The organism is Allobosea sp. TBD101 (assembly GCF_059817965.1).
Genome location: NZ_CM187543.1, coordinates 4,142,072 through 4,155,552, shown reverse-complemented (window position 1 = coordinate 4,155,552; position 13,481 = coordinate 4,142,072). Strand labels below are relative to the sequence as shown.

Annotated in this window: 11 protein-coding genes; 7 read left to right on the top strand and 4 right to left on the bottom strand. The window is 67.0% G+C overall.

The genetic code is table 11. From position 1 onward, the window contains the following. The first annotated feature begins 101 nt into the window (after window positions 1–101). The 4 genes from AC6RIC_RS20280 to AC6RIC_RS20265 all read left to right on the top strand — a co-directional run bounded on the left by AC6RIC_RS20280 (window position 102) and on the right by AC6RIC_RS20265 (window position 3,131). Window positions 102–833, top strand: coding sequence for an AzlC family ABC transporter permease (locus tag AC6RIC_RS20280; RefSeq protein ID WP_499733681.1), 732 nt, complete (start codon window positions 102–104; stop codon window positions 831–833). Next, window positions 820–1,137: an AzlD family protein gene (locus AC6RIC_RS20275; protein ID WP_454657832.1), complete on the top strand. Its 318-nt coding sequence runs from the start codon at window positions 820–822 to the stop codon at window positions 1,135–1,137. The genes AC6RIC_RS20280 and AC6RIC_RS20275 overlap by 14 nt, the downstream gene beginning before the upstream one ends. A gap of 126 nt (window positions 1,138–1,263) precedes the next feature. Next, window positions 1,264–2,136: a branched-chain amino acid aminotransferase gene (locus AC6RIC_RS20270; protein ID WP_291652406.1), complete on the top strand. Its 873-nt coding sequence runs from the start codon at window positions 1,264–1,266 to the stop codon at window positions 2,134–2,136. Between the two features lie 17 nt (window positions 2,137–2,153). Then, window positions 2,154–3,131, top strand: a complete 978-nt coding sequence (locus tag AC6RIC_RS20265) for an NAD(P)H-dependent flavin oxidoreductase (RefSeq protein ID WP_499733680.1) — start codon at window positions 2,154–2,156, stop codon at window positions 3,129–3,131. A gap of 82 nt (window positions 3,132–3,213) precedes the next feature. On the opposite strand, the gene murJ is transcribed toward AC6RIC_RS20265, so the two are convergent. Both murJ and AC6RIC_RS20255 read right to left on the bottom strand, forming a co-directional pair. Beyond that, a complete protein-coding gene (gene murJ, locus AC6RIC_RS20260) occupies window positions 3,214–4,740 on the bottom strand; it encodes a murein biosynthesis integral membrane protein MurJ (RefSeq protein WP_499733679.1) in 1,527 nt (508 codons plus the stop codon). A 9-nt stretch (window positions 4,741–4,749) separates the two neighbouring features. Next, entirely contained in the window at window positions 4,750–5,709 is a 960-nt protein-coding gene (locus AC6RIC_RS20255) for a glycosyltransferase family 2 protein (RefSeq protein ID WP_454657829.1), read from the bottom strand. Window positions 5,710–5,974: 265 nt separating this feature from the next. On the opposite strand from AC6RIC_RS20255, the gene AC6RIC_RS20250 reads away from it, so the two are divergent. Continuing rightward, window positions 5,975–6,808: a ChbG/HpnK family deacetylase gene (locus AC6RIC_RS20250; protein WP_499733678.1), complete on the top strand. Its 834-nt coding sequence runs from the start codon at window positions 5,975–5,977 to the stop codon at window positions 6,806–6,808. A 112-nt stretch (window positions 6,809–6,920) separates the two neighbouring features. After that, entirely contained in the window at window positions 6,921–8,606 is a 1,686-nt protein-coding gene (locus AC6RIC_RS20245; protein ID WP_499733677.1) for a methyl-accepting chemotaxis protein, read from the top strand. 218 nt (window positions 8,607–8,824) lie between these two features. Here the strand turns inward: AC6RIC_RS20245 and AC6RIC_RS20240 are convergent, their stop codons facing one another. Further along, window positions 8,825–9,421 carry a superoxide dismutase gene (locus AC6RIC_RS20240; protein ID WP_454657826.1) on the bottom strand — a complete coding sequence of 199 codons (597 nt, stop codon included), beginning with the start codon at window positions 9,419–9,421 and terminating at the stop codon, window positions 8,825–8,827. A gap of 290 nt (window positions 9,422–9,711) precedes the next feature. On the opposite strand from AC6RIC_RS20240, the gene AC6RIC_RS20235 reads away from it, so the two are divergent. After that, on the top strand, window positions 9,712–11,094 hold the full coding sequence (locus AC6RIC_RS20235) for a hypothetical protein (RefSeq protein WP_499733676.1): 1,383 nt from the start codon (window positions 9,712–9,714) through the stop codon (window positions 11,092–11,094). On the opposite strand, the gene AC6RIC_RS20230 is transcribed toward AC6RIC_RS20235, so the two are convergent. Continuing rightward, window positions 11,095–13,266: a S9 family peptidase gene (locus AC6RIC_RS20230; RefSeq protein ID WP_499733675.1), complete on the bottom strand. Its 2,172-nt coding sequence runs from the start codon at window positions 13,264–13,266 to the stop codon at window positions 11,095–11,097. It abuts the gene before it with no gap. Window positions 13,267–13,481: the final 215 nt, after the last annotated feature.

The following is a 13,481-nucleotide window of genomic DNA, read 5'->3' as shown; positions in this document are numbered from 1 at the left end:
ATGCTCCTGCCGAAGGCTGTCGCGCCCTGCGCGGAATTCATGCAGCCGCACCGTTCGCGCGCGTTGACCTTCGCGCGGGCTTTCCCGCTTTTGGAAGGATCATGTCAGACGAACCGAACACGCCACCGGTTAACCCGGAAGCGCCGATCACCGCTGCGGGTATGATGCTCGGACTGCGCAAGGTCTCCGTGCTGATGCCGGGTATCGTCGTCTTCGCCGTCGCCTTCGGCGCGGCCGCGTCGGCCAAGGGACTGTCCTTCTTCCAGACCATGCTGATGAGCGGCTTCGTCTATGCGGGCGTCGCCCAGCTCGTCTCGCTGGAACTCTGGCGCCCCGAATGGAGCTGGGGCGCCATTGCCGGCATCGCCGTGGTCACCGCGACCGTCAATGCGCGTATGGTGCTGCAGGGCGCCTCGCTGCAGCCTTGGTTCGCGAAATATCCGAAGACGCTCAACGCCTTCCATCTGTTCTTCTTCACCGATGCCAACTGGCTGATCGGCACGCGCTACCGGGCCGAGGGCGGGCGCGATCTCGGCGTGCTGGTCGGTGCGGGGCTCGCGCTCTGGCTGGTCTGGGTGATCGCGACCGGCGGCGGCTATATGCTCGGCGCGCTGGTGAGCGATCCGCGCCGTTACGGCATCGACCTGGTCATGCCGATCTTCTTCGCCGCGATGATCGTGCCGCTCTGGCGCGGTCGGCGCGGCATGGTGCCATGGGCCGTCGCCGGCCTCGTCGCGCTGGTCACGGCGCGTCTCGTCGACGGCTATGCCTTCATCATCGTCGGCTCGCTCGCCGGCGCGGTCACGGGGGCGTTCAGCGATGACGCTGCCTGATCCCGGCGCCTGGGGCGCGATCATCGCCATCACAGCGATGGCGGCCGCGACCTATCTCTGCCGCATCTCCGGCGTGGCGCTGATGAGCATCATCCCGCTGACCCCGCATGTCCGGCGCGGGCTTGCGGCGCTGCCCGGCTCGATCGTGGTGGCGACGGTGCTGCCCCTGATCGAGCGATTGGGTTGGGCTGCGGCGGTCGCGCTGCTGGCCGCCGTCGGCACCATGATCCTGCGGCGCAGCGAATTGCTGGCGCTGCTGGTCGGCATGGCGGCGATCTCGGGCCTGCGCGCGCTGGGCTACTGATCCATCACGCGGGCCGATTGCTTCCATCACATCACGTCATCCCGATATGCATTGCCGCATGTTGACGGCGAGCGGTGGGGGGAGGACGGTGCGGCTGAGTTAAATCGCCTACAATGGAGCGCCGTCATGGCATGGTATTCTCAGACGTGGACCTGGTTCGATGGCGCCTGGCATGAGGGCAACCCCGGCATCGTCGGTCCGCGCAGCCATGTGCTCTGGCAGAGCTCCTCGGTCTTCGACGGCGGCCGCTATTTCGACGGCGTCGCGCCCGATATCGACCTGCATGCCGCCCGCGTGAACCGCTCGGCGACGGCGCTCGGCCTGAAGCCGACCGTCGAGGCGGATTTCATCGTCGGGAAGATGTTCGAGGGCGTCAAGAAATTCGCTCCCGGCACGGCGATTTACGTCAAGCCGATGTACTGGGGCGAGGCGGACGGCCCGTCCACCATCATGCCCGATCCCGAATCGACCCAGTTCGCGCTCTGCCTGTTCGAGGCGGCGATGCCGCAGCCGACCGCCGGCTTCTCGGTGACCAAGGGCGCCTTCCGCCGCCCGAGCTACGAGACCGCCCCGACGGACGCCAAGGCCGGCTGCCTCTACCCGAACAATGCCCGCGTGCTGAAGGTGGCCAAGGCCGCCGGCTTCGACAACGCGCTGGTGCTCGACATGCAAGGCAATGTCGCGGAGACCGCGACCTCGAATATCTTCCTTGCCAAGGACGGCGTCGTGAAGACCCCCGTTCCGAACGGCACCTTCCTGAACGGCATCACCCGCCAGCGCGTCATCAAGCTGATGCGCGAGAGCGGCATTCCGGTCGAGGAATGCAGCCTGCGTTACGAGGATTTCGAGCAGGCCGACGAGATATTCATGTCCGGCAACTATTCCAAGTGCATGCCGGTGACCCGCATCGACAACCGCACGCTCCAGCCCGGCCCGCTCTTCCGCCGCGCCCGCGAGCTCTACATGGACTACGCTCACAGCAAGCCGAAGGCGGCCTGAGCCGAAAGGCCTGATCCATGGCGCGCCTCGCTACGCGATTGACCGAACGCCTCGGCATCGCCCATCCCATCCTGTCGGCGCCGATGGCGCTGGCAGGCGGCGGGGCACTCGCCGCTGCGGTCACCCGTGCCGGCGGCCTCGGCCTCATCGGTGGGGGCTATGGCGACGCCGGTTGGATCGAGCAGCAGTTCGCGGCAGCCGGCAATACCCAGGTCGGCTGCGGCTTCATCACCTGGTCGATGGCGAAAAAGCCTGAGCTTCTGACGCAGGCGCTGGCGCACAAGCCGGCAGCGCTGATGCTCTCCTTCGGCGATCCGCGCCCCTTCGCCACCGAGATCGCGGCGGCGGGCGTGCCCTTGATCTGCCAGTGCCAGACGCTTGCCCATGTCCGGGACGCCATCGAGGCGGGCGCGACCATCATCGTCGCGCAAGGTTCCGAAGCCGGCGGGCATGGTGCCACTCGTGCGACGTTGCCCTTCGTGCCGGAAGCGGTCGACCTGATCGCCCGGGAAAGCCCCGATACACTGCTCGTTGCCGCTGGCGGCATCGCCGATGGCCGCGGGCTCGCTGCGGCCCTGATGCTTGGCGCCGATGGCGTGCTGGCCGGCACGCGCTTCTGGGCGAGCCGTGAAGCGATGGTGCACGAGCGCCATCACGCGGTGGCCGTCGCCGCGACCGGCGACCAGACCGTGCGCTCCTCGCTGCCCGATATCGCCCGCCAGCTCGACTGGCCGAAGCCCTTCGATATCCGCGTCTCGGACAATGCCTTCATCGCGAAATGGGCCGGGCGCGACGCCGCTCTGAAGGACGCCATCGCAGCCGAGGGGCCGGCCTATCGCGAAGCTTTCATGGCCGGCGATCCCGACAAGGCCGCCGTCATCTTCGGCGAGGCCGCCGGCTTGATCACGGATATTCCCGGCGCTGGCGAGATCGTCGAGCGCATGGTTGCCGAAGCCGTGGCCCTGCTCGGCGGAGCAGGGGGCTTCGTCGCCTGATCGTCCCTTGGGAACTGCCCTTTGTCATTCCGGGTTCGCCCTTCGGGCGCCCCGGAATGACAGAGGGCACAGGCTGTCCGCTTCAGTGCAACAACCTGAGCAGCCCCGTCACCTTGAGCAAGCCGCCGGCCAGCACGGCGTAAAGCACGGCCGCAATCCCGGACACGAGAAGCACCGCCATCAAGATCGGTTCGAAGGGCAGGGCCGCCGTCAGCTTGAGCGCCGTCGGTTTCCCCCACCAGGCCAGCAGGCCGCAGAGCGCCGCCGCCCCGCAGATGATCGCCGCGTAGCCCGGCAGGCGCCGGTCGAGCTCGGTCAAGCCGCGTCGCCGCGCCAGCACGAACAGCGCGATCAGATTGACCCAGGCGCCGGCGGCGGTCGCGAGCGCCAGGCCCGGCGCGCCCCAGTCGCGCCAGAGCAGGAGCTTCAGCGCGAGATTGCACGCGATGGCCGCGAGCGAGACAAGCATCGGTGTCGTCGTGTCGCCGCGCGCCTGGAAAGCCGAGACCTGCGTGCGGATCATCACGATCGCCGGTAAGCCGAGCGCATAGGCGAAGAGCACGGCACCGGCCGCCGCGCTCGCCGGCGCATCGAAGGCGCCGCGTTGGAACAGGCCGGCGACCATCAGTTCCGGTACGGCGACGAAGGCGGCGACGAAGGGCGCACTGGCGGCGAGCGAGATCGCGATGGCGCGGTTCTGCGCGCGGTTGGCGGCGGCCTCGTCGCCCCGCGCGACGGCGCGGCTCATCGCCGAAAGCGCGACGGTGCCGACAGCGATCGCGATCAGCCCGAGCGGCAACTGGTAGAGCCTCTCGGCATAGTAGAGCGCCGCATAGCCGCCGCGGGGCAGCAGCGAGGCGATGATGGTGTCGGCGAAGATCGCGATCTGCACGCCGGCCGAGCCTATCACGGCCGGGCCGAAAGCCTTCAGGAAACGCCGGACCCCGGCATCCCGCCGTGGCCGCACCAGCTTGCTCGAAACGCCGGCCCGCTTGGCAGCGACATAGAGCAGGCCCCATTGCGCCACGCCTGAGATCGCAACCCCCCAGGCGGCGGCATGGGCTGCGCTCGGAAACAGGAAGGGCACGGCCAGCGCGGCGATGACGAAGAGGTTGAACAGGATCGGCGCGGCGGCGAAGGCGGCATAGCGCTCGACGGCGTTGAGCGTTGCCCCGAGGAACGTGACCATGGTCACGAACAGCAGATAGGGGAAGGTGATCCGCGTCAGCGCGACCGCAAGCTCGAACACCGCCGGGTCCTTGCTGAAACCCGGCGCCAGCAACGTCACCAGCCAGGGCATCAGGGGCAGCGCCAGCGCCAGCAGCGCGACCTGCACGATCAGCAGCACTGTGAAGAGCCGGTCGGCGAAGAGATTGGCCGCCTCCTGCCCCTGCTTCTCGGCAACATGGGCATAGGTCGGCACATAGGCCTGGTTGAAGGCGCCTTCGCCGAAGATGGCGCGGAAATGGTTGGGCAGGCGCAGCGCAACCGAGAACGCATCCATCGTTGCGCCGGCGCCGAGCACGGCGGCGAGCACGATGTCGCGCGCGAACCCGGTGATCCGCGAGATCAGCGTGTAGCCGCCGACCGACAGGATGTTTCTGAGCATGGAGGTGATCTAGCGGATCAGCGGCGGCAGGGCGTCGCCGCGCGGATGTTCGACAGTGCGGGCGTCGAAGCCGACGCGCTCGCCGATCAGGTAGAGCGGCCGGCGCTTCACCTCGGCGAAGATGCGCCCGACATACTCTCCGATCATGCCGAGCGAGACGAGCTGGATTCCCGAGAAGAACATGATCGAGACGATCAGCGAGGGGAAGCCGGGCAGGTCGGTGCCGAAGAGCAGTGTCCGCAGCATGAAGTAGAGCGCCGAGAACGTCGCAATCACAGCGATGACCGCCCCCGACCATGTCGCGATCTTCAGCGGCACGGTCGAGAATGAGGAGAGGCCGTCGAAGGCGAAGGAGAACAGTTTGCGATATTTGAACTTGGACTGGCCGTGCTCGCGCTCCGCGACCTGGAAGGGCACGCCGATCGAACGGAAGCCGACCCAGGCATAGAGGCCCTTCGAGAACCGGGCGCGTTCCGGCAGCGCCCGCAGGGCATCGACGGCCTTGCGGTCGAGCAGGCGGAAATCTCCGGCGCCTTCCGGCAGCGGCGTTTCGCCGAAATAGCCGAAGATGCGGTAAAACAGCTTGGCGAAACCGCGCTTCATCCGGGTTTCACCTTCGCGGTCGGTGCGCTGGCCGTAGACGTTGAGATAGCCTTCGCGCCATCTGGCGAGGAAGGCGGGGATGGTTTCCGGCGGATGCTGGAGATCGGCGTCCATGATGATGACGGCATCGCCCAGCGCATGGTCGAGCCCCGCAGCGATCGCGATTTCCTTGCCGAAATTGCGGCTGAAGGAGACGGCGTTGATTCGCGGGTCGGCCAGGTTGAGGTCGCGGATCACCGCCAGCGTCTCGTCGCGGCTGCCATCGTCGACGAAGACGACCTCCCAGGATTCGACTTTCCCGTTGAGAGTCGTCCGCAGTCGCTCGACGAGCAGGGGCAGATTATCGGCCTCGTTGTGCACGGGCACGACGATGGAAAGCTCTGGCCAGCGCGAAGCCCGAGGCACAGGTTGAACCGGCTGAGACCCGATATCCGACACGAACGACCTTTCAATTGCGGGCGCATTCGCCTCTCGGGGCGATGCGCGACGCACAGAACCGCAAAGCTTGCCGGGCGACAAGCCCGCGCGGCAAAACGGCCTTGGTAAAACGCGCGGCTTCATGGCGGCGCGTTTCCATCATGACGGCGTCGCGCTATAGCGCGAACCCGGTCAACGAGGGACAATACGCGCGATGGCGAAGGGCTTTATCCTGTGCGCCGATGATTTCGCCATGACGGAGGGCGTCAGCCGCGCGATTCTCGACCTCCTCCGGCAAGGCAAGTTGACCGCAACGGGTGCGATGACCAATCGCCCGCATTGGCGCCGGCTCGCACCGGAACTCGCTGCTTTCACCGGCAAGGCCGATCTCGGCCTGCATCTCAACCTGACCTGCGCCGCGCCGCTCTCGGCGATGCCGCGGCTCGCACCCGGCGGCACCTTTCCGAGCCTGAAGGATGTCGCGCGCGCTGCCGCCACCTCTCCGGCCGTGCGCAAGGAGATTGCAGCCGAGATCGCGCGCCAGCTGGACGCTTTCGAGGAGGCGCTGGGCCGGCCGCCGGATTTCGTCGACGGACACCAGCATGTCCATGTGCTGCCCGGCGTGCGCCGCGCATTGCTGGATAGCCTCGCACGACGTTATCCCGCGGGCGCCCTCTATGTCCGCGACACTGCGGATCGCCCGGCTGCGATTCGCGCGCGAGGCGTGGCGGTGGGCAAGGCGCTCGTCATTGCCGGCCTCGCCACCGGCTTCCGCGGTGCGGCGCTGAAGCGGGGCCTACGCGTCAACCGGGGTTTCTCCGGCGTGGCGCCGTTCGATCCGCAACGGGATTTCGCTGCGGACCTCGCCGGTTTCCTGATCGAGCCGGGCCCGTGCCATCTGGTGATGTGCCATCCGGGCTTTGTCGATGACGAGTTGGCCACGCTCGACCCGGTGGTGGCCTCGCGGCCTGTCGAGCATGCGGCCATCGCCGCCTTCGTGCCTCCACCCGGCCTGCCGTTGAGCCGCTTCTCTGCTTTGGATGCTTGATCGCCCGCCGCGCGCGCAAGCGATTTGTTTACCGGGATCGGCCATTGTGACAGCGGGTTGGGGGCGCCGCTCTTCGCAGCAGCATGCGCCGGTTTCGGAGATGATCGGCTCGATGAAGATGTTCAGGCGCGCAGCCGGAGCGGGAGAGCCGGCGCAGCCGGGCGGGCAGAGCCTGGGTTCCCTCAGCCGGCAGATCGCAACGGCGGCCGTGGCGATTGTCGCCATTGCCATCGTCTTCGTGGTGATGGCGATCGCCCGCTACAATGAGACCCGCACGCGTGCCGATCTCGACCAGAAGGTCACGGCGCTGACCCTGATGGTGGTCAACGCCTCGCCGTCCCTGATCCTGTCGCGGGACAACAGCACGCTCGGAGATCTTCTCTCCTCGTTGCAGCGCGACCCCGATTTCGATGCCGGTATCGTTGGCGACGATCTCGTTGCCCTGGCCTCCGCCGGGCGCACGATGGAGGCGCGCCTGTCGCTCACGCCGCGCTGGCTCGCCAATGCGATCGGCGAGGAGCCGTGGAAAGCACTGGAGACGCGCATCGAGATCGATATCGAGGACGACGTCTACCTGACGAAGATCCATGCCGTGCGCGTCGGCACCCAGAATATGCAGATCGGCTATGTCGCTCTGCGCTTCGACAAGACGCGTCTCGTGGCGCGCGCCGCCTGGGAGCAGTTCGTGACGATCGGGCTCGGCCTGGTCATCCTGCTGGTGCTCGGCCCGCTGCTCTGGTTCTCGCTGTCGCGGGCGATGCGCCCCCTGCGCAGCATGACCAAGGCGATCGTCAGCATCTCCGACGGCAATCTCTCGACACCGATCGACGCGCTGGGCCGGCGCGACGAGATCGGCGCGATCGCGCGGGCGCTCGGCGTCCTCAAGATCCGCCTCGCCGAACGGGCGACGCTGGAGGAGAAGCAGAGCGTGGCCGAGGTCGAGAGGGTCGCGCGCCAGCAGGGCGTCGACCATGCGATCACCTCGTTCCGCAGCGAGGTTGGCCTGGCGCTCGAAGCCTTCAAGAACAATGCGGAGCGCATGCGCGAGGCTTCGGACGGTCTCGCCCGCGTCGCCGCGGAATCCTCCGAGCGTGCGGCGCGCGCGGCCGACAACGCCCATGGCGCCTCGGGCAATGTCGAGAACGCCGCGCAGGCGGCCGAAGAGATGGGCGCGGCCATCCGCGAGGTCGAGTTCCAGGTGCGCCGTGTCCGGACCGAGATCGTCGAGGCGGCGTCCGTCTCGCGCGATACGGCCGGCTCCGTGCGGGCGCTCGACGAAACCGCCCGCGCCATCGGCGAGGTCGTCAACCTGATCCGCGACATCGCCGCGCAGACCAACCTGCTCGCCCTCAATGCCACCATCGAGGCGGCGCGTGCCGGCGAGGCAGGCCGCGGCTTCGCCGTGGTGGCCAACGAGGTCAAGTCGCTGGCGGCGCAGACCGCCGATGCGACTGACCGCATCGTGGCGCAGGTCGCCGCGATCCAGGGCGCGACGGGTCAGGTCGTCGGTTCGATCCAGAACATCGCCGAGCGCATGAACGCCATCGAGAAGTTCGCAAACTCGGTTGCCACCTCGATCGAGCAGCAGGCCATTGCGACCGGCGAAATCGCCAGCGGCGTCGCCATGGCGAGCACCTCGGCGCTCTCGGTGTCGAGCGATCTCAGCGTGCTCGCCGACAGCGTCGAGGAGACCGGTCGCTCGGCGGAGCAGGTGCGCGGCGCGGCCGGCGAGGTCGCCGACCAGGCGCAGCGCCTTGACTCGACCGTCGATCAGTTCCTGCGCAACGTCGCCGCCTGAGCACCGGTCCGGCAGGTTATAGGGCGCGGGTCATCCCGTGCGCGGTGCAGCGCGAAGCGATGCGCCGCAGACACGGGACCGTGAGACGAGAAGGCGCCTCTTCGTGATGACGGTCCCGCATGCGCAGCGGCACTTCGCGCCGCAGCGCATGCGGGAAGACACCCACAAACAAAAAACGGGGCCGTGAGGCCCCGTTTTCGTTTCCGGCAACCTGCCGATTACTTGGCAGCGTCGAAGCGCTCGGCCACGTAGTCCCAGTTCACCAGGCTCTCGAGGAAGGCCTTGAGATAGTCGGGGCGACGGTTGCGGTAGTCGATGTAGTAGGAGTGCTCCCAGACGTCGACGCCGAGGATCGGGGTCGCGCCATGGACGAGCGGGCTCTCGCCGTTCGGGGTTTTGCTGACGGCGAGCTTGCCGCCCTTGACCTCGAGCCAGGCCCAGCCCGAGCCGAACTGGCCGACGCCGGCGGCGACGAAGTCTTCCTTGAATTTCTCGACCGAGCCGAACGAGTCGACGATCGCCTTCTCCAGCGCGCCCGGGATCTTGCCGCCGCCATTCGGCTTCATCCACTTCCAGAAGTGAAGGTGGTTGTAGTGCTGGCCAGCGTTGTTGAAGACGGCGGGGTTCTTGCCGTAGGAGCCCTTGACGATCTCCTCCAGCGACTTGCCCTCGAACTCCGTGCCCTTGATGGCATTGTTGCCGTTGGTCACATAGGCGAGGTGGTGCTTGTCGTGATGGTACTCGAGCGTCTCCTTCGACATGAAGGGCTGGAGCGCATCATGGGCGTAGGGAAGGTCGGGAAGGGTAAAGGACATGAGGCCTCTCCTTGGGCTGTGAAATCGCTTGAAATGAGAATGGCCTGCCGTTGGGGCAGGCGAGGCCGTGGAGACCTTGCCATTCCCCGCGATAGTTAAGCGCCCGCGCGCCGGTCGACAACTGCTCCGGTTGCGAAAAGCATATGTCTTCTCGACAGGTCGCCACAATCGCGCCAGATTTCTCTCCCTTAGCGGTCTGGATTGGAAACTCTCCCTTATTCAATACGTTAGATAGTGACGCGACGGTCGCCTCAGCCCAGAGCTGTCACGGCCCTGCCAAGGATACCGAATTGATCGCGATTTTTACCGTTCTGGGTCTGCTTCTGTTCGGCGGTGGCGCCTACGCCATCTATGACGGCTGGCCTTATATGGTGCTGGAGCGTGGCTTCACGCAGGTCATCATCGGCTCGATCGCAAGCGGCGTTGGTCTGATCATGCTTTCGCTCGCCTGGGTCCTGAAGGAAGTCCGCGCAACCCGGCGCGCGCTGATCGAGGCGATCGAGCTTCGGGCGCAGGCGCCGCTTCCGGCCGCCGCCGTTGAGCAGGCGCCGTTTGCCGTGCCGGCGCGGCCCGAAGCCACGGTCTTCTCGCGTTCCGTGGCTCCGGCTGCGATCGGCGCGGTCGCGGGCGCTGCGGCAACGGGCATCGTGGCGCAGGCCCTCGCGGTATCCGACGACGAGCGCACGCCGGCTCCTGCCGAGGCGCCGGCCTCATCCGGAGACAGGGATTTGTTCGGCGCGCTCGTCGCGCAGAAACTGGAGGAACCGGAGCCCGCCGTCGAGGACGCGCCCGAGACGGCTGCCGAACCCGTGGCGGAAAGCGCCGGGCCATTGCCCGACATGTTCGAAGAGGCGCCGTCGACCGTGGCGGCGCCGGAGCCTCTCGAGTATCCTGCGGCATTCGAAGCGGAAGGGCATGAGTCGGCCGAGCCGGTTACCGCGAAGGTCCAGCCCACCGCCGAGGAGGAAGCTCCCGCTGGACATGACGAGCCGGAATCCTTCGAGGCCTCGCTTCCGGAGCAGCCGGTCGCGGAACGTGAGGCCATCCCGGACGAACCCGCAGAGGCGCCGGCTGCCGACGAGGACGAGCTCGACGAGTTCAGCGCGCTGCGCGCGAGCCTGGTGGGCCATCTCAACGAGCCGGAGCCCGAAACCGGCCGCATCGAGCCATCCTTCTCCCCGGAACCGGATCCGTTCGCCGCGGCGGAGTCCTGGATGGACAAAGCCTCGCCGCGCCGCGAGCCCTGGCTCGATACGCCGCCGGCCGAAGCGCTGGCCCCGGTGCAAGAGACCGCTCCGCTCTGGCCGCCGCGAACCGAGGCTCATGCCTTCGATGAGCGGGCCGAGCCCGAGGCCATCGGCGCCGAAGCTGAAACGTTTGCCTACCCGGTCGAAGCGCCTGTTCATGAGGAGCCGGACACCCCGCACGTGGAAGCGTTGCCCGAGCCTGCCACAGTCGACGAGCCGCAGGCCGAGGAGCCTCCGGCCCCTGCTGACAGCCGAGCGGCGTCCGACGAGGGCATCGTCGGTGCCTATCAGGTCGGCGACGCGCATTTCACCATCTATGCCGATGGCTCGATCTGCGCCCGCACGCCCGAGGGCGAGTACAGCTTCGGCTCGATGGACGAGCTCAAGGTCTATCTCGCCAGCGAGAAGAGCCGGCTCGGCGTCTGATCAGGCGCCTTTCGCCGCATCCCAGCCTTCGCCGACGGTATGGATGGCGAAGGCATAAGCCAGGGCGGTCTCCTTCAGCGAGTCGAAGCGCCCGGCCGAACCGGCATGGCCAGCTTCCATGTTGGTATGCAGCAGGATGGGGCCGCCGCCGGTCATCGTGGCGCGTAAGCGTGCGACCCATTTCGCCGGCTCCCAGTAGGTCACGCGCGGATCGGTCAGCCCGGCCATGGCGAGGATCGGCGGATAATTCTGCGCCGTGACATTGTCGTAGGGCGAGTAGCTGCGGATGGTCTCGAAGGCCTTCACGTCGCGGATCGGGTCGCCCCATTCCGGCCATTCCGGCGGCGTCAGCGGCAGGGTGTCGTCGAGGATCGTGTTGAGCACGTCGACGAAGGGCACTTCCGCGACGATGCCGGCGAAGAGCTCCGGCGCCATGTTGGCGACGGCCCCCATCAGCATGCCGCCGGCACTGCCGCCCTCGGCGACGATGCGCCCGCGCGTCGTGAAGCCGGCATCGGCCAGCGCGCCTGCGGCGGCGATGAAATCGGTGAAGGTGTTGCTCTTGTTCTCGCGCTTGCCGTCGAGATACCAGCGCCAGCCCTTGTCCGTGCCGCCGCGCACATGGGCGATGGCATAGACGAAGCCACGATCGACCAGGCTGAGCGGCCGCGTCCGGAACGAGGCCGACATCGCCGAACCGTAGGAGCCGTAGCCGTAGAGCAGGCAGGGCGCCCTGCCGTCGAGCGCGAGGTCGGCCCGGTGCAGGATCGAGATCGGCACGCGCGCGCCGTCCGGCGCCGTGGCGAAGATGCGGCGCACCTTGTAGCTGGCCGGATCATGCCCGGAGGGCACGTCCTGCCGCTTCAGCAAGGTCCGTTCGCCGGTAATCAGGTTGTAATCATAGGTTTCTGCCGGCCGTGCCATCGAGGCATAGATGAAGCGCAGCGTATCGGTCTCGAATTCGTAGCCCGCATCCATGCCGAGCCCATAGGCTTCCTCGTCGAAGGCGATGTTGCTCTCCACGCCATCGGCGAGGTGGCGGATGACGATGCGCGGCAGCCCGTCCTCGCGCTCCAGCCGGATCAGGCGCCCCTTCAGGCAGACATGGTCGAGGATGAGGCGGCCCGGTTTGTGCGCGATCAGGTCGCGCCAGTTCGCCGGATCAGGCGCATCGACGGGGGCCGTGACGATCTTGAAGTCCTCGGCGCCGTCGGCATTGGTCAGGATCACGAAGACGTCGCCGTGATGCTCCAGGCTGTACTGGCGCCCCGGCTCGCGCTCTGCGACGAGCACCGGCTTCGCCTCCGGGCGGTCGAGATCGAGGATGCGCGTTTCCGATGTCTCGTGATCGCCGATGGTGATCAGCAGGAAGCGGCCGGACTGGGTCTTGTCGATATCGACGAACATGCCGGCATCGGCTTCGTCATGCAGCAAGTCGTCCGCCTCGGCAGGCGTGCCGAGGCGATGGCGCTTCACCCGTGACGGGCGATGGTCGTCGTCGAGCGCGACATAGAAGAACGAGCGGGAATCGCGTGCCCAGATGATCTCGCCGGTCGTGTCCTTGACGAGGTCGGGCAGGTCGTTGCCGCTCTCCAGGTCCTTGACGTGGATACTGTGCAGTTCCGAGCCCGCTTCGTCGGCGCTCCACGCGAGCAGGCGATGATCCGGGCTATGCGCGGCGTCGCCGAGATCGAAGAAATCCTTGTCCTCGGCCAACGCATCGGCGTCGAGCATGATCTGCTCGCCCGCCCGGCCGCTCTTGCCCGCCATGCTGCGGGGCTTGCGGCAGATCAGCGGATGCTCGGCACCCTTGCGATAGCGTGAATAGTACAGGAAGGGGCCATCCGGCTGCGGAACGCTCGAATCGTCTTCCTTGATCCGGCCGCGCATTTCCTTGACCAGTTCTTTCTGCAAGGCCCGGGTCGGCGCCATCAGCGCCTTGCAATAGGTGTTCTCGGCTTCGAGATAGTTGCGGATGTCGGCGGGCAGGACGTCGGGCTCGCGCAGCACGTCTTTCCAGTTGATGGCGCGCAGCCAGCCATAGTCGTCGCGCAGCGTGACCCCGTGGACCTGCATCTCCGTCGTGCGAATCTCGGCCTTTGGCGGCAACGGCGCAGGTTTGCGCCGGAGTGCTGCGGTGCTCGAGGAGCGAGGGGCCTGATCCTGACGCATGGCGATCTCCGGCATGGGGAGCCGACAGGTAGAGGCGGCGGCAACAGCTTGCAAGACAGTGCGGGGCGCCCCGGCTTTGAATTTTTCTGCTCAGTGCATTGCAGCATCCCATGGATGAATTGTTGAGCTTTGCATTCATGAATTGTTGGGAATTGCTGGCTTGCACGAATAAACAGTATCGACTAAACGCATATTGTGATCAGTCCGCGTTATCC